This window comes from Micromonospora sp. NPDC050795, from assembly GCF_044456785.1.
Lineage (GTDB): Bacteria > Actinomycetota > Actinomycetes > Mycobacteriales > Micromonosporaceae > Micromonospora.
The window spans coordinates 22,610-42,815 of sequence record NZ_JBITGE010000030.1 but is presented as its reverse complement, the minus strand read 5'-3'; the positions used below and the strand labels follow the sequence as shown (position 1 = coordinate 42,815).

Below are 20,206 nucleotides of genomic sequence, written 5' to 3'. Positions count from 1 at the left end.
GCGGGGGGGGCTGGCTAGAGGAGGCCGGCTAGTTTGTAGAGGACCAGGGAGCCGGCTACCGCGACGTTCAGGCTGTGGCCGTGGCCGACCATGGGAATCTCCACCGCCGCGTCCAGCTGGTCGAGCGCCTCGGGCGGGATGCCGGTCGCCTCGTGGCCCAACAGCACCACGGTGCGGCTCCTGGCGGCGGGCAGATCACCGAGCCGGACGGCCTCGTCGGCCAACTCCACCCCGAGGACCCGGGCACCGGCGGCCCGTTCGGCGGCCAGCCAGCGCAGCGGACTGCCGACCCGGTGAACGCAGCTCGGCCGGCGCAGCGTGTTGCCCCGGGCGACGGCCTCGTCCACCCAACGGAACGGGGGTACGGCGAGGCAGGCACCGACCGCGTCGCACGTACGCAACAGGGTGCCCAGGTTCGCGCCGTGCAGCGGCCAGAGTGGCGCGGCGATCAGGTGACCCCAACAGCGGTGTGGCCGGGGGCGGCGGGCGGCACGTAGCTCACGCCTCGGCCGGACCCGGATGGCGGCGCTCACGCCGCGCCGGCGACTCCGCCGGACAAAGAAGAGATCATGTTGAGGGGTGCTTCGCGGTGCACCCGGACCCTCACCGACAACAGAGGGCACCACCATACCGCGCCGGCGGACGCCCCACTCCGCATGATCGTGCTTGATCCAGGATCGAGTGGCATCACCGCGTCGGTGAAACCACTACTTCCTGGATCGAGCACGATCTTCGGCGGCTCGACCGTCAAGATCCCCACAACTTAAGGAAAAGTGCGGCACCCCGGAAGCGGCAACTTTCCCCACGTTGTGCGGATCTTTGGGCCGAGCACGCCCCGAGGCGGCACGACAACGCGGATGAGGGGTCAGTCGCGTTCGATCAGGTGGCCCACCACCGTTGGGCCGAGCATCACCGCGAAGCCACTGCCGTCGCGGCGGGGGTCCGCAGCGGGCAGCTCCACCGGGTCGCCGGTGGCGGTCGCGCCGACCGGTCGCGGGCCAACCCAGGCGACCGCCACGTCCGTCTCACCCTTGAGGAAGCGGTGCGCGCGCACGCCGCCGGTCGCCCGGCCCTTTGCCGGGTACGCCTTGAACGGCGTCACCTTGACCGTCGCGCCGGTGGAGGTGACCACCATCGGCTCGCCGTGCCCCGGGTCGTCGGTGCGCACCGCGCCGAAGAACGCGACCCGCGCCCCGACCGGCAGGTTGATGCCGGCCATACCGCCGCCCTTGAGGCCCTGCGGCCGCACCAGCCCGGCGGGGAAGCGCAACAGCGAAGCCTCCGAGGTGACGAAGGTCAGCGTCTCGGTGCCGTCGGTCAGCCAGGTCGCCCCGACCACCTCGTCACCGTCGCGCAGACCGATCACCTCGAACTCGTCCGAGCGCACCGGCCACTCCGGAGAACAGATCTTCACCGCGCCCTGTCGGGTGCCCAACGCCAGCCCCGGTGAGCCCTCCGCCTGCCCGCCGAGCGGGGCCAGGCCGACGACGGTCTCCCCCGCCGCCAACGGCACCAGCTCGGCCGCGGACATACCACCACGCAGTGACACGGTGCCCGCCTGCTCGGGCAGCACCGGCAGCGGCAGGACGTCGACCTTGAACGCCCGACCGGCGCTGGTCAACAGCAGCACCCGACCACGGGCGGTGGAGTGCACGGTGGCGCGTACCGTGTCGTGCTTGACCCGACCGTTGCGTCGGCGCCCCTCGGAGCTCTCCTCCGACTCGGCCGCGGTCCGGGCGACGAGCCCGGTCGCGGAGAGGATCACCTGGCACGGGTCGTCGGCGACCTCCAGCGGGCCGGCCGGCGCGGACGCGGCCAACACCTCCTTCAGGTCACCGTCGACAAGGGTCGTACGACGTTCGGTGGCGAACTGCTTGACCACTGCCGCCAGCTCGTCGGAGACGACCTTCCGGAGCACCCGCTCGTCGTCGAGGATCTTGCTCAACTCGGCGATCTCGGCGCGCAGCCGCTCCTGCTCGGCCTCCAGCTCGATCCGGTCGAACTTGGTCAACCGGCGCAACGGAGTGTCCAGGATGTACGTGGCCTGGATGTCGGAGAGACCGAACCGGCTCATCAGCCCGTCCTTCGCGGCCTGCGCGTCGTCGCTGCCCCGGATCAGCCGGACCACCTCGTCGATGTCCAGCAACGCGATCAGCAGACCGTCGACCAGGTGCAGCCGCTCCTGACGCTTGCGCCGACGGTACGAGGTGCGCCGGGTGACCACCTCGTACCGGTGGGCCAGGAAGACCTCCAGCAGCGCCTTGAGGCCCAGCGTGCGCGGCTGCCCGTCGACCAGGACCAGGTTGTTGACGCCGAACGACTGCTCCAGCGGGGTCAACCGGTAGAGGTCGGCGAGCAGCGCCTGTGGGTTGACCCCCACCTTGCACTCGACGACGAGCCGGGTGCCGCTCTCCCGGTCGGTGAGGTCCTTGACGTCCGCGATGCCGGTCAGCCGCTTGGTCTTGGTGACCTCGTTGGTGATCGCGGCGATGACCTTCTCCGCGCCGACGCCGTAGGGCAGCTCGACAACGGTGATCGCCTGACGGCCCCGGCTGCCCTCGATCGGGCCGATCTCCACCTTGCCGCGCATCCGCACCACGCCGCGGCCGGTCTCGTACGCCCGGCGCACCTCGTCCAGGCCGAGCAGCACCCCGCCGGTGGGCAGGTCGGGGCCGGGGACGAACTCCATGAGTTTGTCCAGAGTGGCGTCCGGGTGGTTGATCAGCCAGCGCGCCGCGGAGACGACCTCTGCCAGGTTGTGCGGGATCATGTTGGTGGCCATCCCGACCGCGATCCCGGACGCGCCGTTGACCAGCAGGTTGGGGAAGGCAGCCGGCAGCACTGTCGGCTGGGTCAGCGACCCGTCGTAGTTGGGCTCGACGTCGACGGTGTCCTCGCCCAGCTCACCGACGAGCAGCATGGCCTCGCGGGACATTCGCGCCTCGGTGTTGTGGTTGACGAAACCGCCAGCGAGGAAGGAGTGGTCCTCGGATCTGACCCGAACCGAGTAGACCTCGGCCGGCTCGCAAGGTGTCACTTCGGTGACGCGCTCGAACCGGTAGCCAGAGTCCATGATCGGCAGAATGGTCGCCAGAAGTTCCGGCTCTTTGATGCGATCGATGATCCGGAGGCGCTCGGTTTCCCATCGCTCGACGCGATCGAAGTTGTGCGTCGTCAACCACTTGCGGCCGCTACCACGGCGGTCGAAGTCCAAGGTGTCACGCACGTAGGTGGCAACGAAGGGAACATGGTCCTTGCTCAGCCGATGCGGACGCAACGGCGCATGTCGCAGAACCTTGTTCAGCTTTGCCTGCTTGGTGCGGAGGAACCCTACCCGATTCGCGAATGCCTTGATGTTTCGCAGACCGGAAATCACCAGGCGATGCTCGATCGAGCCGCTGGGGCGCGCGTAACGGCGCCAGGAGGCGACGACGCCGAATTCGGTGAGCAGCTCTTGAACCTCTCTGGTAAGCCGCTCGCTGTAACTCGCGTACTGGATGGTGAAGCTGTCCTTCGCGACCCGCACCCCGCCGTCCCCTTCAAAAAGGGACATCAGGAAGGCCCGCTTAACCCCCCAGCCACCGTTCCAGACGAATTGCGGAACGAACTTGCCACGGGCCTGGTGCCCGATAAATTCAGCCAACGGGCTTGCTCGAAAAGCATCCATACCGCCGGCATGAATCTGAACATCGATTTCTTGAATACGCTTTCGGTCGCGACGGGTCTGCCGTTCGCTGACGTAACGCCGACCACCAACCACTTGATCGTATGCATGCAGAACCTCACCGAAGAAGTGCTCGTCGGTGTTGTTGAACCCGGCCCTGGACTCACTCGCGAAGCCCTCGGACGCCCACGCGCCGCCGAGGACGCCCAAAGAGTATTCGCGAGAGGTGGGTATGACCTGGGACCAAGCGTTGCGTGCTACACAGACGATCGAGCCGACTGTAAGCTCGTCGAGCCGTCGCCATTGAAAAATGGGAACGCCCATGGGCGCCTCAAGACAGAGCAGCAGGTGATTCTCACTTCCCCGAATCGAGAAACCGGCCTCCGTGCCGATCCGGACCGTCGGGTGAACGCCGGAGTTGAACACCTTGTCGACCTGGACAGCTTTACCGTCTTTGTCGAGCACCTCGAAGTCGACATCGGCTTCGCTGTCCTCAGAGAGGCTTACCAGATCAGCAATGCGAGGGCTGGTGCCGTCAGCAAGTCGAATGCGGGTGTCTCCGGTAACGCAGTATCTTGACGCGGCCGGGCCGTCGTCGGGGCTGCCGAAGTTTCCATGCCCGTCGATGAGCGGCACGTTGAGGGAAAAGTCCTGCGCGAGACGGACCATAGCGTCGTAAATGGCCGTATCACCGTGTGGATGATACTTACCCATTGTGTCGCCGACGATCCGGGCGGACTTCACATGCCCACGGTCGGGGCGGTAGCCCTGCTCGTACATGGACCAGAGGATGCGCCGGTGCACGGGCTTGAGGCCGTCGCGGGCGTCGGGCAGGGCGCGGGAGTGGATGACCGAGAACGCGTACTCCAGGTAGGAGTCGGAGACCTCGGTGACCAGCGGGTTGTCGAAGACCCGCGCGCCGGCCTGGTCGAACGAGGAGAGGTCGACCTTGTTTTCCTTACGGCGTGCCATGACTCAGCTCTCCACTGGAACTGGAACTGGAACTGGAACTGGAACTGGAACGGGCGCTCATGCGTCGATCGCATCCCGGTCGACGCGGTCGGCGGAGTCGATCAGCCAGTTGCGGCGCGGCTCGACCTTCTCGCCCATCAGCAGTTCGAGGATGCGCTCGGCGGCGTCGACGTCGTCGAGGGTGATCCGGCGGACGGCCCGGGTGGCGGGGTTCATCGTGGTGTCCCACAACTCGTCGGCGTCCATCTCACCCAGACCCTTGAACCGTGGGATGGGCGTGACGATCTGCTTGCCGGCCTTCTCCAGCTTGCGGACCGTCGTCTCCATCTCGGCCTGGGTGTAGGTGTAGACGGTCTGCGGGCTGCGCCCCTTGGTGGTGATCTTGTGTAGGGGCGGCATCGCGGCGTAGAGCCGACCGGCCTCGATCAGCGGCCGCATGTACCGGGCGAAGAGGGTGATCAGCAGCGTACGGATGTGGGCGCCGTCCACGTCGGCGTCGGCCATGATCAGCACGCGGCCGTAGCGCAGCGCCGAGAGGTCGAAGGTGCGTCCCGAGCCGGCGCCGAGGACCTGCACGATGGCCGCGCACTCGGCATTGTCCAAAACCTGCTGGAGGTTGGCCTTCTGCACATTGAGGATCTTGCCGCGGATCGGCAGCAGCGCCTGGTATTCCGAGGAACGGGCCATCCGGCTCGTACCCAGGGCACTGTCGCCCTCGACGATGAACAGCTCGCTGCGGTCGATGCCGGTGGCCCGGCAGTCGACCAGCTTCGGCGGCATCGACGCGCCCTCCAGGGCGGTCTTGCGCCGGGCGGCGTCCTTCTGTTGCTTCTGGGTGAGCCGCACCCGGGCGGCGTCGACGATCTTCTGCAGGACGGTGCGCGCCTCGGCCTTGGTGCGCCGGTCCTCCAGCCAGGCCTTGATGTGCGCGTCGACCAGGGACTGGAGAACCTTGGTGATGCCGGTGGTGGAGAGCTCGTCCTTGGTCTGCGAGGTGAACTGCGGCTCGGGAATCCGCACGTGCACCACCGCCGTCATCCCCTCCAGGACGTCGTCCAGGGTGGGTGGCTCCTCCTTGGCCTTGAGCAGACCGCGGGTGTTGCGGATCGCGTCGGCGAGCGCGCGGACCAGGGCCCGCTCGAAGCCCTTGCGGTGGGTGCCGCCGTGCGCGTTGCGGATGGTGTTGGTGAAGCATTCGACGGTGCGCTCGTAACCGGTGCCCCACCGGAAGGCCACCTCGACCTCGGCGCGCCGCTGCACGTTGGACTGCATCACACCGTTGGCGTCGGCGGCGTTCTCCCGGTAGGTGCCCTCGCCGTTGACCAGCAGGGTGCCGGACACCGGCCGGTCGCCGGCCGGGGCGAGGAACTCCACCATGTCGCTGAGCCCGTTGGGGTAGTGGAACCGCTCCTCGGCGGGAGCCTCGCCGGTCAGGTCGCGCAGCAGGTAGGTCACGCCGGGGACCAGGAACGCGGTGTTGCGCAGCTTCATCCGGACGGCGTCGACGTCGAGCGCCGCGCCGGTCTCGAAGTAGCGGGCGTCGTGCCACCAGCGGATCGAGGTGCCGGTGCGCTGGCCGCGCTTCATGGCGCCGGTCACCTGGAGCCCGGGGCCGGCGGTGAAGAGGGCGTCCGGCCCGTCGCCGTCGAAGATGCCCGGTACGCCGTGCCGGAACGACATTGTGTGGATCTTGCCGGCCCGGCGGACTGTCACGTCGAAGCGGCGGGACAGCGCGTTGACCGCCGACGCGCCGACGCCGTGCAGACCGCCGGAGGTCTTGTAGCCGGAGCCGCCGAACTTGCCGCCGGCGTGCAGCCGGGTCAGCACCAGCTCGACGCCGGAGATGCCGGACTTGGCGTGCACGTCGGTGGGGATGCCCCGGCCGTCGTCGTCGACCTGCACCGAGCCGTCGGCGTGCAGGATCACCTCGACGTGGCTGGCGTGACCGGCGACACCCTCGTCGGTGGAGTTGTCGAGGATCTCGTTGACGAGGTGACCCACGCCACGGCTGTCGGTGGAACCGATGTACATGCCGGGCCGCTTGCGGACAGCGTCCAGCCCCTCAAGGTGGGTGAGGTCATCGGCCCCGTACAGGGTGTCTGGCTCTGCGGTCAACTGGTCGTACTCCCCGGTCTCGGCGGTGTGCTGCCGGTCACCGGCGACATCAGCCGGCGTGGCGCGCCGCAGCGAGCCTAGCCCGAGGCTAGGACAACTCCCGGAGGCCCCGCACGACCCGCCGCGCGCGACCCTCCGGACGTGAGCCAACGAACAGCGTTCGGGTGATCATGAAACCACGCAGAGACGCCGCCACCGGCGGCGCGGGGCCAACTCCGGTGCGGTAGCCCGCCATGCCTACGCGCCCGTGTCTTTCGTCGAACGAATCTGTTACGGGCCATTGACGCCTGTCGCGCCGGGGTGATCTGATCGCGCTCTCAGAGAATCTTTCATCTTTCGATGGTTGGGGGCCCCATGCCCAGGTTCCGGCGTACCGCGCTCGCCGCGGGACTAACGATCGCCATGGCCGCGTTGTCGACCGCCGTCGCGCTGCCCGCACCCGCGGCTGCCGCGCTGCCCACCGCGGCGGTGGCACTCGGGGACAGCTTCATCAGTGGCGAGGGCGCCGGGGCGTACACCCCGGTCGTCGACGTCAACGGAGTCAGCCAGGGCTTCCCCGGTTGGACGGCGGCGAACAACAACGCGTTCTTCTGCCACCGTTCGGCGAACGCCTCGCTCAACCAGGCCAACCTGCCGGGCATCCAGAACCGGTTCAACCTGGCCTGCTCCGGTGGCCAGCCACACGACATCGCCAACGCCTCCCAGGCGCGGACCAACGGTCGTACCGTGGCCTCGCAGCTGAGCCAATTGCGCGCCGTCGCGCAGACCCAGGACATCGACCTGGCGCTGATCGGCCTCGGCTCCAACAACAGCTCGTTCACCTTCGGCAGCGTCGCGGAGAAGTGCGCCAACCGGTTCATCGCCGACGCCTGGACCGGCTGGTGGGAGTTCTGGGCGTACCTGAACGGGCCGGTGGAGCAGAAGCCGTGCAGCGACGCCGACCTGGCCACCGCCGCGCAGCTCAGCGCCGCGACCGCGGAGACCACCGCGGCCGTACGCCAGATCCTGACCACCCTCGACCAGGTGGACGCGGACGGGCAGCACCGGGTGGTGTTCCAGGACTACACGAACCCGCTGCCGCTGGACCTCAACCAGCAGTTCCACGAGGAGGACAGCCGGGACGACACCCGGGACAAGTTCCGTGACCTGGGTGCCGAGCGGTACGCGGCCGGTTGCCCGATCCACCGGGCCAGCCTGGCGCCGGGGCACCGCTTCTCCCAGGGTCTGGGCGGCATCGTGCAGTCCACCCGGGACACTCTGGCCGCCGAGTTCCCCGCCGACGACCTGGTGTACCTGAACGTGCAGCAGGCCTTCAACGGTGCCCGGCTCTGCGAGCAGACCAGCAGCCCGAGTGGCGCGTTGGCCACCCCGATCCGGCTCCAGGACGGCGCGACCGGCACCTTCGTCACCAGCCTCGCCGGCAAGGACAAGATCGCCATCCAGCGCATCGCCAACACCTGCGTCAGCTACTTCCAGACCTGCCAGGAGTCGTGGCACCCGAACGCCACCGGGCACCAGGTGCTCGGCCAGTGCCTGAGCGGCGCGGCCTCCACCAGCGCCCGAGCGGTGGCCTGCGTCCGGGCCAGCAACGGGGCGATCTCGGTCTCCTGACCACAGCGTCCTTCGGAGGGCTCCGCCGATCGGCGGGGCCCTCCGTCGCGTCCGGCGAGCGCGCGGCACCTCTGCCCGTCGCTGTCGTGGGCCGCACGGCCGGCTACTACCCGCCGGTAACGTCAGGTCGTAGGCTGGGTCGGTGAACGGGGACCCGGAATACGCGCAGGAGTTCGTCGACGTCGACGGTGGCCAGCTGGGTGTGCAGGTCTATCCGGAGCCGCCCGGGGTGACCGGCGCGCCGGTGGTGGTGATCTGGCCGGCGATGGGGGTACGGGCCCGGTACTACCGGCCCTTCGCCGCCGAGCTGCGCGCGGCCGGGCTCGCCGTGGTCGTGGCCGACCTGCGCGGCACCGGGGCGAGCACGCCCACACCGAGTCGGGCGGACCGGCACGGTTACGCCGAGCTGGCCACCGACGTGGGCGCCGTCCTGGCCGCTCTCAAGCCGCGACTGGACGGGCGCACCCGACTGCTCCTCGGGCACTCACTCGGCGGGCAGGCCAGCCTGCTGCATATCGCCCTGCACGGGACCGACGAGGTGGACGGCCTGGCGCTCGTCGCGGTCGGCATCCCGTACTGGCGGACCTACCCGGGCCGGCGCGGCCTCGGCGTGCTGCCCCTCACCCAGGGGATCGCCGCGACGGCGGCGGTGCTCGGGGTCTGGCCAGGCTGGGGCTTCGGCGGTCGGCAGGCGCGCGGCGTGGTCCGCGACTGGGCGTACACGGCGCGGACCGGCCGTTTCCTCCGGCTCGACGGTACGGACACCGAGGCGGCGGTCCGCGCGGTGCGGACCCCGGTGCTGGCCGTCAGTGTGGACGACGACCAGTACACCCCGCACGAGACAATGGACCACCTCTGCGCGAAGCTCGCCGACGCGCCGGTGGCCCGGGAGCGCTACACAGTGGCGCAGGCCGGGGCGACGTTGGACCACTTCACCTGGGTCCGCGCGAGCGCCCCGCTGGCGCGGCGGATCGCCGGTTTCGTCGGCGACCTGCCGCCCCGCTGAGCCGTACCGGCCGGTCGACTCACTCGTCCTGGTCCAGCGGCACCAGCTTCCCGTCCCGTTCCACCTGGATCTCGGCGTGCTCCTTGCGGGGTGGGACCTCCGCGGTGTTCCGGTGTGGGTCGTTGTCGGGGTGCATGAGCACCGCGTCTGTTTTGGGGGTCTTCTCCCGGCTCTCGTCCGGCTGCGACATCGCGTTCCCCTCTCGTCGGCGTCGCTCGGGATCTACCCGCCGCCGGGCGAACGACTCCTGCCCGGCGAAGGTCGACCCGCCGACGCCGCTGATGTCCGGTAGCGGCCCGCCACGGCGGTGATCGGCCCGCCCGGGGCGGGGTTAGCCGCTCGACCGGCGGGTAAGCCGCACCGCCCGACACGGCGGAAGGGGATCACATGTCCGAACGGCATACCGCACTGCGCTCGATGCACGATCTGGGCCTGGCGGCCTGGTTTGGCGGCTCCCTCATGGGTGCCTTCGGCGTCAACGGCGCAGCGGCGAAAATCAGCGACTCGACCCAGCGGCTCCCGGTCGCCTCGGCCGGATGGTCCAAGTGGACACCGGTCAACGCGGCCGCGATCGGCGCCCACCTGGCCGGCGCCGTCGGCGAGCTGGTGACCGAGAGCCCACGGGTGGCGGCCCAGTCCGGCGTGGGCCGGGCCAGCGCCATCAAGACCGCGTTGACCATCGGCGCGTTGGCGGTCACCGGTTACAGCCGGTTGGTCGGCATGCGGCTGGAGAAGGCGGGCGGTCCGTCGGTGAGCGGTGCCACCGAGCCGAACCACCAGACACCGGCCAGTGTGGCCTCGTCGCAGCGGCAGATGAAGCTGCTCCAGTGGGCCATTCCGGCGCTGACCGGGACCCTGGTCGTCGTCACCGCGTACATGGGTGAGCAGCAGAAGCCCGGCCAGGTGTTCCGGGGGATGCTCGGCCGGGGCGGCGGGGCGAAGAGCATGATCAAGATGGCGGGAATGAGCAACGGCAAGCGGCCGATGGCGATGGCCGGACGCTGATCGGCAGGCCGGTCGGCGTCCCGCCGCCACCTCGACGGCGGGGCGCTGACCGGCCTGCGCGCGCACCGGAGCGATGACGGGTCGCGCGCGCGACAGGCGTGCCGGCGACATGTCGTACGCCACGCTCGGGCGGGCGGTCCCGGCCCGAGGACGGCACATCGTCCGCCGTGGCGGCGGACCGACGAGCGGGGTGGCCATGACGGCGCACGAGGGACGCAGCGGGAACAACGACCGGCTGGAGCCGGAGGCGACCAGGCCGTGGGGCACCGGCGACGGCTTCGACGCCGACGCGCCCTGGGGCACTGGCGACGACTCACCGATGGACGAGGGCAGCGAGGAGACCGCGGTGCCCGAGGGACGGCGCGGAGAGCGACGCGCGGGTGCCCCGGTGGGCCGGTCGGACCCGGCGGGACGACACGGCTTCGGCTCGGTCGAGCCGACCCGTACGACGATGGCCGGACCCGGTGCCCCACCCGATCCCGCCCCCAGCGGCAGGAGCTTCCCCGACGACGCGGACATCGGCGAGTCGACCCAGGACGCCCTGCGCAGCCGGGGACGGCGGTCCTGAGCGGACCGGCGTCCGGCCGGGTGGCCGGTGCGGAGATCAGCCGGTCGCCGGGACGGCCTGCTCGACGAGCATCGTCTCGGCGAGCAGTTGCGCCAGCCGGGTGGCGTCGCGCTGGGCCTGCCCGGCGCAGCAGTTGTTGAACAGCACGTGCAGCTCGTCGGAGAGGTCGGCGAACTCGGCCAGCAGCCCGGCCCAGTGTCGGAGCTCGTCCTCGGCGTACGCGTACCGGAACTTCTCCTGCTTGTCGCCCTCGCACCAGGCGTCGCTGTGACCGTGGAACCGGACGATCGCCGGCTCCGCCGTCATGGTCAGGATCGGCGGCACCGACGACGGGTGCCCCTGTGGCATGTCGACGCAGACCAGGGACAGGTCGTGGGCGCGTAGCAGGTCCAGAGTGTCCGCCGCCGCGTCGTCGTCCAACCAGGAGCCGTGTCGCAGCTCCACACCGACCCGCCACGGGCGGCAGCGCTGCGCCAGCTCGACGATCCGGCGTTCGGCAGCGGGGCTGCGCACCAGCCACGGCGGGAACTGCAACATCACCACACCGAGCTTGCCGGCCGCCGCGATCGGGTCGAGGGCCGCGCGGAACCGGGCCCACAGCTCGTCGTACGCCGGCTCCGGCAGGTCCCGGCGGCGGATCCGGCTCGGGCCGCCGGCCGGTCGCAGGTCCCGCGGCAGCACGGCGACCGGTGTCGGGTGACCGGTGAAGAGGCTGAACGCCTTGACGTCGAAGGTGAAGTCGTCCGGTGTGGCGTCCACCCAGCCCTGGGTCGTCTCCGGCACCGGGATGGCGTAGTAGGACGTGTCCACCTCGACCATCGGGAACTGGCTGGCGTAGAAGCCCAGTCGACGGGCCGGCGTGCTGGCCGAGCGTGGGTACCACCCGGAACGCAGCAGGGACTGGTCCGCCCAGGACGACGTGCCCACCTTAATCACACCCATGTCATTCAGTGGACCGCCACCGGCGCGGATCGGCAACCGCTGGCGGGTCTTCGGTCGAGGAGGTGTCGTGCCCGGGAAGTGTCGGTGCCTCGCCCTACGGTGGCACCGGGTGGACATCAACGAAGGGTGGCGGCATGACCAGCACTGAGCGGCTCACCGGTGAGCGCGCCGATCTCCTGCAGACACTCCGCAGGCACCGCGGTTTCCTCCTGCAGACGGTCGACGGGCTCACCGACGAGCAGGCGGCCAGCCACCCCACCGTCAGCGGGCTCTGCCTCGGCGGCCTCATCAAGCACGTGTCCGGCGTCGAGCACCGGTGGATGCTCTTCGCCGCCGGTGGCGCGGAGGCGATGAACCGCGAGGAGATCGACTGGGTCGGTCAGTTCCAGATGTTGCCGGGCGAGACCCTCGCCGGGCTGGTCGAGCGCTTCCAGGAGGTGGCCGCCCGGACCGACGAGTTGACCGCCACCCTCGACCTGGACGCGGCGCACCCGCTGCCGCAGGCGCCCTGGTTCGAGCCGGGAGCGAGCTGGACGGTCCGGCGGGTGCTGCTGCACCTGATCGCCGAGACGTCCCAGCACGCCGGGCACGCCGACATCCTGCGGGAGTCGATCGACGGTGCCAAGACCATGGGCTGACCCGACACGCGCGGGCGGGTCGCGCGGTGGTCGCCGGCAAGCCTCAGTGGAGTCGGGTGCGTGCCCGACTCTCGGTGGTGCGGTCCCTGGCGTAGGCGTCGGAGTGGCCCCAGCGGCCCGGGATGTCCAGCAGCTCCAGCCGACCGAACCCCTCGGGCACCGCCGGGTTCACCAACAGGTTGTCGCCGGTGGGTCGCAACCCCAGGGTGGTGCTCAACAGCATCAGCAGCGCCCCGGACGACCACGACTGCGGGCGGGCGGCCCCCGGCAACTGCACCGGATACTTCGTCAGGCTGCGCTCGTGCCCGGCGATCGCCTCCGGCACCGCGCCGCCGAGAGTCTGCGCCAGGTCGAAGATGCCGCCCGCGATCGTGGCCGCGTGCGTGTCGCAGCCGTAACGGCGCAGACCGGCGGCGACCAGGGCGTTGTCCGCCGGCCACACCGCCCCCAGGTGGGCGCCCACCGGGTTGTACGGGCGCTGCCCAATGGCGAAGGTACGCACCCCCCAACCACTGAACAGGCGCGGTCCGACCAGGTGCTGGGCGACCGTCTCCGCGCGGTCGTCCGGGACGATCCCGCTCCAGAGCAGATGCCCCATGTTGGAGGCCAACGCGTCGACCGGCTCACCGTACGGGTCGAGCGCCAACGCGTAGTAGTCCCGGTGGGGCAGCCACCAATCCCGGTTGAAGCGGTCCTTCAGCGCCGCGGCTTCCCGCTCCAGCCGGTCGGCGTACGCGGGGTCGTCCCAGAACTCCCGGGCCAGCCGGGCGCCCCGCCTCTTCGCGTCGTACGCGTAGCCCTGCAACTCGCAGGTGGCGCGGGGAAATGCGGGTTGCCTGTCGTCGGCGCTGGTGATTCCGTCCGGGGAGTCCTTCCAGCACTGGTTGACGGCGCCGTGGCGCTCGTTGCGACGCTGGTAGCGCACATACCCGTCCCCGGTCAGGTCGCCGTACTCGTCGATCCAGTCCAGCGCCATCCGGGCCGGGTGGCGCAACTCGTGTACCAGGTCCCCGTCACCGGACCACCGCTCGTACTCGTCGAGCAGGACGACGAAGAGCGGGCTGGTGTCCGCCGAACCGTAGTACAGCGCGTTCGCCCGGTCGCCGAACGCGCCGGACTCGCCGTAGCGCAGGTGGGCCAGGATCTTGCCCGGCTCCTCGTCCAGGTCGTCGTCGAGCTGGGCTCCCTGCAGGAACGCCAGCATCCGCAGCGTCGCGGGGGTCAACTCGGGAGTGAACGCCACCGTCTGCAGGCACGTCATGATGGTCTGGCGTCCGCACAGCCACATCGTCCACGGCAGACCGGCGATCGGCACGCGATCGGGGGACGACCACGGTTTGTAGCGCAGTGCCGCCAGGTCCGCCAGGGCACCGCAGTACATCTCCTCCAGGCCGTCGCGTTCGGCGCTCAGCGTCGGAACGGCGTCCATCCAGTCGGCCAGGTCCTCCCGCATCCCCACCCGCACAGCCCGCTGGTGCGCCTCTAGGGAGGCGCGTACGTCCTGGCCGCCCTCGCCGCCCATGTTCATGGCGATGTGCAGGTCGGTCTCCCACTTGCCTTCCGGGGCGATCCGGATCCGGAACGTCATTCCCCCCTCGTCCACCTCGGTCGGAGCGGTGCTCTGCACCGTGGTCTGGCGGACGAACCGCTGCCGCTGGTAGCGCAGGACGAGCTGGCGGTTGGCCGAGTCCGGGGTGACCTGCACTGCCCGCTGCCGAAGGTGCCCGATCTCGGCGATGTCGGTGAAGTCGCTGCCCATGTCCAGTCGTACCGTGAACTCGGCGGGCGCCGCCGAGTGGTTGAGCACCGTGATCTTCTCGTGCATGCAGTCGTGCACCGAGCGGTGCCGAATGATCGACACGTCGGCGTCGACGTAGTGGCTCGCCGCACCGGGGACCAGGACGAACCGGGTCTCGAAGTACGTCAGGTCGTCGCGGGACAGCGCGTTGATCCGTTCACCGTCGATCGTGAGCACCCAGTGGGACAGGAAGCGGGTGTCGTACGCGAAGACACCGACAGGGGCCTGCGGGTCGGGTTCGATGTCGCCCTGGGCGTCGCTGATCGCGAACACGTTTCCGGCGATCACGTGCAGCAGTTCCTGCTTCACGACCGAACCTCCCGAGCGCCCGTCGCGGTCCGGCCGGCCAGGGCGGCCCGACCCAACTCCCGAGGGTGGCGGGCCCCGGCCGGCCCCGCGAAGATTCGCCGCAGCACCAGCAGCAGGCGCATGTCGCCCTGCATGGTCAGTTCGTTGCGCAGCATGGCCGCGCCGGGATGCAGCTCACCGTTGACCATCTGGTCGACCACCCAACGATCCACGCGGACCACCAGGTCGGCGTCGTCGGCCGAGCGGGTCACCCGGACGTGTTGGTCGGCGATGGTCAGGTACCAGTGTTCGGTGCTGCCGTCGTCGCGGACGTCCAGCCGCAGCGTTCCCGCTGTGGTCTCCGGCAGGTCGGGCCGCCGACCGGTGTCCAGCTGTCGCAGGTACTGCTCCGCCGTCGCGCCCATCGGGTCCCCTCCCCACGGTTCCCCGCAGGATCACCCGCGTCGGGGTGATGCCGGCTCACCCGCAACGGGTGAGGGACGCGTCAGCCGGCTTCGATCAGGCCGCGCGCGTAGGCGGCCTGGCCCACGTGTTGAAGGTCGTCGTCGACGATGCTGACCAACCGGACGCCGAGGGTGACCGGCGGGTCCCACCCCTCGTCGACCACGCGGTCCAGGTCCGCCGGCCCCAGGCCGGCCAGCAGGCTTCCGGTACGCGCCGCGACCGCCTGGTAGTAGTCGATCAGCGCCTGCGCGCTCTCCGGCCGCACGGCGGCGACCTGAGCGGGCGAGTGCCCGTAGCCGGTGTTGTCGGGGTCGGCGGCGAGCCCGAACCGACCCGCCCAGTCGCCGCTGACCCAGAGCTGCTCGGCGTCGAGCAGGTCGGCGACGTGGTGGTCCTGCACCCGGGTGAGGTGCCAGACCAGCCAGCCGACCGAGTTGGCCCCGGTCCGGGCTGGTGGCGCAGTTGCTCGGGGCTGAGGCCGTCGACCGCCGCGCGGACGAGGTCGGGCAGCCTGTCGTACGCCTCGGTCAGCAGGTCACTCACGTCCATGGGTACGCCTTCCCGGTCGGTTTCCGAACAGGTACCGCCGGACCAGGGCGCGCAAACCTCGGCCGCTACGGTGATCGAATGGTCGCCGCGGTGGAGTTGTACCTGGACCCGGACGCCACTCGCCGGATCCGGGTGCTCTGGGACGCGCTGGAGGCCGAAGGGGTGCAGAGCATGCGCTCGCTGCTGGAGCAGCGCCACCGTCCGCACGTCTCGCTCATGGTGGCGCCCCGTTTCGACAGGGAGCAGGTCGCCGAGGCGCTACAGGGGACGGTGGTGGCCGCCCCGCTGCGGCTCGACTTCCAGCATGCCGGCCAGTTCGTCGGTCGGGTGCTCTGGCTCGGGCCGGCGCCCACCCCGGAGTTGCTGGCGCACCACCGGCTGGTGCACGACCGGCTCGCCGCCGCCGGCATCGCCCTCGCCGAGCACTACCGGCCGGGGCGGTGGGTGCCGCACTGCACGCTCTCCATGCGGGTGCCGAACACGCTGATGGCCGCCGCGGTGCGCCGCTGTCTGGAGGTGTTGCCGCTGAACGCGACAGTGGTCGGCGCGGCGCTCACCGACCACGCGCGAGGAATCGCCCACCCGCTGCAGTGACCGCACCTCGACCGTCGGGGCGTAATGTCCGGTTTGGCGGGCGACAGTCGGAGACCCGAAAACAAGCGGTGCGGATGCGGCCGGGCGTGGGAAGGTTCGAGTGGCTGACGTACCGGTGGTGGGCTGCTTCCAGGCGGTCCGCCCGGCCGGTGTGGCGCGGGCTCACCCCGCGCCACCCACGGCGGCTTCGACGAGGAGAGGCAGGGCCCATGCAGGCTCAGCGCAGGCCACCGCGCACGGAGCGGAGCCAGACCCGGGAAGACCGGACCGGCGGGGGAATGACCGGGTCGGCCACGCCACTGACGATCTGGGCGGCCGCCGTACTGCTCGGCCGGATCAGTGCCGGCGACGACGACGTCGAGGACGAACGGCACATCCTGCGCGGCATCGAGTGAATCCCGGCCGCGCGGGTCAGAGCCAGCCGCGCCGCTTGAAGATCACATAGAGGGTGCCGCAGACCAGCAGCATCAACAGCAGCGCGAAGAGGTAACCGAAGCGCCAGTTCAGCTCCGGCATGTGGACGAAGTTCATGCCGTACACGGTGCCGATGAGCGTGGGAGCGAAGAGGATCGCCGCCCAGGAGGAGACCTTCTTCAGCTCCTCGTTCTGGCTGTAGCTGGCCGCGGTGAGGCTGCGCATCTCCTCGTTCTGCTGCTGCGAGACGAGGGTGGCGTTGACGGTGAGGATGTTCTGCAACAGGTGCCGGAAACCGTCCACCCGCTCCACCACCTGGGTCAGGTGGTCGGTCACGTCGCGCAGGTAGCGGCGCAGTTCCTCGTCCGCGCTGGCGCTGCCGGCGCCGTCGGCGAGCGCGTCGAGCACGCTGAGCAGCGGGCGGGCCGCCCGCTGGAACTGGATGACCTCGCGGCTGAGCCCGTAGATGCGGCGGCTGGCGTTCGGGTCGCCACCGAACACCTGGGTCTCGATCTCGTCGATGTCGTTCTCCAGTCCGGCCACCACCGGCGCGTACCCGTCGACGACCTGGTCGAGGATCGCGTACAGGACCGCCTCCGGTCCGCGGGCGAGCATCTGCGCCTCGGTCTCCAGCCGCCGCCGCACCGCGGCCAGGTCGGGCGCCTCACCGTGTCGGACGGTGACCACGAAGCCCGGGCCGATGAACAGGTGCAGCTCGGAGAACTCGACCTCCTCCCGGAGGTCGTCGTAGCGGGCGGCGCGCAGCACCACGAACAGGGTGTGCCCGTAGCGCTCCAGCTTGGGCCGCTGGTGGGCGTTGATCGCGTCCTCGACCGCCAGGTCGTGCAGCCGAAACTCCCGGGCCAGCGAGGTGATCTGCTCGATGTCGGGCCGGTACAGCCCGATCCAGGCCATCGCGCCGTCCTGCTCCTGGAGGCAGCGGTACGTCTCGGCGAGGCCGGACGGCGAGGCGAACCGGTGCCCCCGGATGTAGACCGCACTGTCCACCAGGCCGCCGTGGGACGCGGGGGCGGGTGACTCCGTGGGCGGCGGCACACCGACCCTCGTCTCGTACTCGTCGAGTTGGCGGCCGAAGCCCCCACCCGGGCGGAAGCGACGGCCGCCGACCATGCCCTGTCCCCTCCCCCGGTGCCGTCCCGCGACCAGCCCGGGGCGCTGTTTCCCCTCTGTCCCGGGCCCTGAAACCCGCAGTGGCGTCGGCTGGGTTCCGCGCACCGGCGGACGGGGCCGGCCCGCCGGGCGGATACTCACGGTGACCGTGAGCGGGATGACGGGGGACGCGCCGGTGAAGGTCGACAGACGCACCGGCCGGTTGCGAGGGTGGCTGCTCGATGCCGGCTCGGACCAGGCCGTGCAGCACCCGGGGCCGCACGGGCGCCCGCCGGAGCACCGGCACCACCCGTGGTGGAAGGTGATGTGCCTGACCGGGTCGACTACTTCTCCACGCTGGGTTACCAGCCGGGCATCGCGGCGCTGGCCGCCGGGGCGCTCTCACCGGTGGCGACCCTGGTGCTGGTGCTGGTGACACTGCTGGGGGCGCTGCCGGTCTACCGGCGGGTGGCGGTGGAGAGCCCGCACGGTGAGGGCTCCATCGCGATGCTGGTACGCCTGCTCAGCTACTGGCCGGGCAAGTTGCTGGTGCTGGTGCTGCTCGGTTTCGTGGCCACCGACTTCATCATCACCATCACCCTCTCGGCCGCCGACGCGACGGCGCACATCGACGAGAACCCGTTCTGGCCGAGCGGGCTCAAGGGTCACGAGGTACTGGTCACACTGCTGCTGGTGTCGCTGTTGGGCGCGGTGTTCCTCAAGGGATTCACGGAGGCCATCGGGATCGCCGTCGTCCTGGTCGCGGTCTACCTGACGCTGAACGCGGTGGTGGTGGCCGACGCGCTGTGGCGGGTGGCGACGCATCCGAGCGCGGTCGGCGACTGGACCACGATGCTGACCACCGGGCACGGCGATCCGTGGCTGGTGGTCGGGCTGTCGCTGTTGGTCTTTCCGAAGCTGGCGTTGGGTTTGTCCGGCTTCGAGACCGGGGTGGCGGTCATGCCGAGCGTACGGGGTGATCCGCAGGACTCGGAGGCACGACCGCTGGGCCGGATCCGCGGCGCGCGCCGGCTGCTCACCACCGCAGCGGTGATCATGAGCGTCTTCCTGATCACCAGCAGCGTGACGACCACGGTGCTCATCCCGCCGGAGGCCTTCAAGCCGGGCGGTCCGGCGAACGGGCGCGCGTTGGCCTACCTGGCGCACGCCAACCTCGGCGAGGTGTTCGGCACCATCTACGACCTGTCCACGATCGGAATCCTCTGGTTCGCCGGGGCATCGGCGATGGCTGGTCTGCTCAACCTCGTGCCGCGTTACCTGCCCCGTTACGGCATGGCGCCGACCTGGGCGCGAGCCGTCCGGCCGCTGGTGCTGGTCTTCACCGCCGTGGCGTTTCTGATCACGATCGTCTTCAAGGCCAGCGTGGACGCGCAGGGCGGCGCGTACGCCACCGGGGTCCTGGTTCTGATCACCTCGGCCGCGACGGCGGTGACGCTCGCGGCGCGCCGGCAGCGTCAGCGCGGCCGCACCATCGCGTTCGGCGTCATCGCGGTGATCTTCGTCTACACCACGTCGGCGAACGTGGTGGAACGCCCGGACGGTGTCAAGATCGCGGGCTGCTTCATCGGCGGGATCATCCTGGTGTCGGTGCTGTCCCGGCTGATGCGGGCCTACGAGCTGCGCGTCGACCACGTCGAGTTGGACCACACCGCGGCCCGGATGATCGACGAACGCGCCGGACGACGGATCCGCCTCATCGCGCACGAACCCGACCGGCGCGACGAGGCGGAGTACCGCGCCAAGCTGGCGCAGACCATGGCGGACAACGAATTTCCCGACGACAGTGACGTCATCTTCGTCGAGGTCACTGTCACCGACCCGTCCGACTTCGAGACCGAGCTGATGGTCTGCGGCGGGGTGGTCGACGGCCGCTTCCCGGTGCTCAGCCTGGCCAGCTCGTCGGTGCCCACCGCGCTCGCCGCCCTGTTGCTGGAGATCCGCGACCGCAGCCGTCGACGCCCCCACATCTACTTCGAGTGGTCCGAGGGTGGCCCGACCCGCAACTTCCTGCGCTACCTGGCGTTCGGACAGGGCGCCATCGCCTCGGTGACCCGGGAGATCCTGCGCCGCCAGGAGCCCGACCCGCACCGTCGACCGCACGTGCACGCCGGCTGACCTGCGAGCCGGCAGCCCGTCGCGCACAGTGAGCGTGGTCATACCGGCTGGACGATCCACCCGTTCCTGCTGCTAGCCTCGGCGCAGGTCATGAGCGCCAGCGCGAAGCCCCGGCTCGCTGGCCGGCAACCCTCCTCCGCGGTGGGGTGCCCCGGGTGAAGACCAGGCACCGGCAGGACGTCGGCGCAAGCGTGGCCTGGCACCCAGGTCAGCACAGACCCGGGAGAACCATGCGCATCCTCAGCACCGCCCCACCGACCGACGTCGCGGACTCCCGCACCGGTCGACCCTCGCCCGCACTGATCCGGCGACGGCACGTGGACATGATGCG

At 70.3% G+C, this 20,206-nt stretch carries 16 protein-coding genes, 3 pseudogenes and 1 riboswitch; of the genes and pseudogenes, 8 read left to right on the top strand and 11 right to left on the bottom strand.

Going from position 1 to position 20,206, the window contains the following annotated elements:
• Positions 1-14: 14 nt before the first annotated feature.
• The 5 genes and pseudogenes from ACIBEF_RS24165 to ACIBEF_RS24145 form a co-directional block, all read right to left on the bottom strand.
• Positions 15-533 (bottom strand): TrmH family RNA methyltransferase, encoded by a 519-nt coding sequence (locus ACIBEF_RS24165; protein WP_396795422.1) that lies wholly within the window; start codon positions 531-533, stop codon positions 15-17.
• Positions 534-865: 332 nt separating this feature from the next.
• Positions 866-2,947 (bottom strand): annotated as a pseudogene (locus ACIBEF_RS24160) (DNA gyrase subunit A); the annotation flags it as partial.
• Between the two features lie 441 nt (positions 2,948-3,388).
• Positions 3,389-3,988 (bottom strand): annotated as a pseudogene (locus ACIBEF_RS24155) (LAGLIDADG family homing endonuclease); the annotation flags it as partial.
• Between the two features lie 75 nt (positions 3,989-4,063).
• Positions 4,064-4,636: pseudogene (locus tag ACIBEF_RS24150) on the bottom strand (DNA gyrase subunit A); the annotation flags it as partial.
• A 57-nt stretch (positions 4,637-4,693) separates the two neighbouring features.
• Positions 4,694-6,751 carry a type IIA DNA topoisomerase subunit B gene (locus tag ACIBEF_RS24145; RefSeq protein WP_396795421.1) on the bottom strand — a complete coding sequence of 686 codons (2,058 nt, stop codon included), beginning with the start codon at positions 6,749-6,751 and terminating at the stop codon, positions 4,694-4,696.
• 354 nt (positions 6,752-7,105) lie between these two features.
• On the opposite strand from ACIBEF_RS24145, the gene ACIBEF_RS24140 reads away from it, so the two are divergent.
• Both ACIBEF_RS24140 and ACIBEF_RS24135 read left to right on the top strand, forming a co-directional pair.
• Positions 7,106-8,362, top strand: coding sequence for a hypothetical protein (locus ACIBEF_RS24140; RefSeq protein WP_396795420.1), 1,257 nt, complete (start codon positions 7,106-7,108; stop codon positions 8,360-8,362).
• 142 nt (positions 8,363-8,504) lie between these two features.
• Positions 8,505-9,368 (top strand): alpha/beta fold hydrolase, encoded by an 864-nt coding sequence (locus tag ACIBEF_RS24135; protein WP_396795419.1) that lies wholly within the window; start codon positions 8,505-8,507, stop codon positions 9,366-9,368.
• Between the two features lie 19 nt (positions 9,369-9,387).
• Here ACIBEF_RS24135 and ACIBEF_RS24130 read toward each other — a convergent pair whose 3' ends face one another.
• Positions 9,388-9,558: a hypothetical protein gene (locus tag ACIBEF_RS24130; protein WP_355006797.1), complete on the bottom strand. Its 171-nt coding sequence runs from the start codon at positions 9,556-9,558 to the stop codon at positions 9,388-9,390.
• Between the two features lie 197 nt (positions 9,559-9,755).
• Between ACIBEF_RS24130 and ACIBEF_RS24125 the strand changes: the two genes are divergently transcribed.
• Positions 9,756-10,373, top strand: a complete 618-nt coding sequence (locus tag ACIBEF_RS24125; protein ID WP_396795418.1) for a hypothetical protein — start codon at positions 9,756-9,758, stop codon at positions 10,371-10,373.
• 73 nt (positions 10,374-10,446) lie between these two features.
• Positions 10,447-10,941, top strand: a complete 495-nt coding sequence (locus ACIBEF_RS24120; RefSeq protein WP_396795417.1) for a hypothetical protein — start codon at positions 10,447-10,449, stop codon at positions 10,939-10,941.
• 36 nt (positions 10,942-10,977) lie between these two features.
• Here the strand turns inward: ACIBEF_RS24120 and ACIBEF_RS24115 are convergent, their stop codons facing one another.
• A complete protein-coding gene (locus ACIBEF_RS24115; protein ID WP_396795416.1) occupies positions 10,978-11,883 on the bottom strand; it encodes a DUF72 domain-containing protein in 906 nt (301 codons plus the stop codon).
• A 134-nt stretch (positions 11,884-12,017) separates the two neighbouring features.
• Here ACIBEF_RS24115 and ACIBEF_RS24110 point away from each other — a divergent pair, with 134 nt between their 5' ends.
• Positions 12,018-12,521 (top strand): DinB family protein, encoded by a 504-nt coding sequence (locus ACIBEF_RS24110; protein WP_396795415.1) that lies wholly within the window; start codon positions 12,018-12,020, stop codon positions 12,519-12,521.
• A 43-nt stretch (positions 12,522-12,564) separates the two neighbouring features.
• Here ACIBEF_RS24110 and ACIBEF_RS24105 read toward each other — a convergent pair whose 3' ends face one another.
• From ACIBEF_RS24105 to ACIBEF_RS24095, 3 genes are all read right to left on the bottom strand, one after another.
• Positions 12,565-14,628 (bottom strand): glycogen debranching N-terminal domain-containing protein, encoded by a 2,064-nt coding sequence (locus ACIBEF_RS24105; protein ID WP_396795414.1) that lies wholly within the window; start codon positions 14,626-14,628, stop codon positions 12,565-12,567.
• Positions 14,625-15,032, bottom strand: coding sequence for an SCP2 sterol-binding domain-containing protein (locus tag ACIBEF_RS24100; RefSeq protein ID WP_396795413.1), 408 nt, complete (start codon positions 15,030-15,032; stop codon positions 14,625-14,627). Before ACIBEF_RS24100 ends, ACIBEF_RS24105 begins: the two co-directional genes overlap by 4 nt.
• Before the next feature lie 80 nt (positions 15,033-15,112).
• Positions 15,113-15,472 carry a DUF664 domain-containing protein gene (locus ACIBEF_RS24095; RefSeq protein WP_396795412.1) on the bottom strand — a complete coding sequence of 120 codons (360 nt, stop codon included), beginning with the start codon at positions 15,470-15,472 and terminating at the stop codon, positions 15,113-15,115.
• A gap of 227 nt (positions 15,473-15,699) precedes the next feature.
• Here ACIBEF_RS24095 and ACIBEF_RS24090 point away from each other — a divergent pair, with 227 nt between their 5' ends.
• The gene (locus ACIBEF_RS24090) at positions 15,700-16,215 is read left to right on the top strand and encodes a 2'-5' RNA ligase family protein (RefSeq protein WP_396795411.1); all 516 of its coding nucleotides are present in this window, start codon (positions 15,700-15,702) and stop codon (positions 16,213-16,215) included.
• 209 nt (positions 16,216-16,424) lie between these two features.
• Entirely contained in the window at positions 16,425-16,610 is a 186-nt protein-coding gene (locus ACIBEF_RS24085; RefSeq protein ID WP_396795410.1) for a hypothetical protein, read from the top strand.
• 16 nt (positions 16,611-16,626) lie between these two features.
• On the opposite strand, the gene corA is transcribed toward ACIBEF_RS24085, so the two are convergent.
• Positions 16,627-17,760, bottom strand: a complete 1,134-nt coding sequence (gene corA / locus ACIBEF_RS24080; protein ID WP_396795409.1) for a magnesium/cobalt transporter CorA — start codon at positions 17,758-17,760, stop codon at positions 16,627-16,629.
• Positions 17,761-18,066: 306 nt separating this feature from the next.
• Between corA and ACIBEF_RS24075 the strand changes: the two genes are divergently transcribed.
• Positions 18,067-19,875 carry an amino acid transporter gene (locus ACIBEF_RS24075; protein WP_396795408.1) on the top strand — a complete coding sequence of 603 codons (1,809 nt, stop codon included), beginning with the start codon at positions 18,067-18,069 and terminating at the stop codon, positions 19,873-19,875.
• 86 nt (positions 19,876-19,961) lie between these two features.
• Positions 19,962-20,073: riboswitch (SAM riboswitch) on the top strand.
• Positions 20,074-20,206 lie beyond the last annotated feature (133 nt).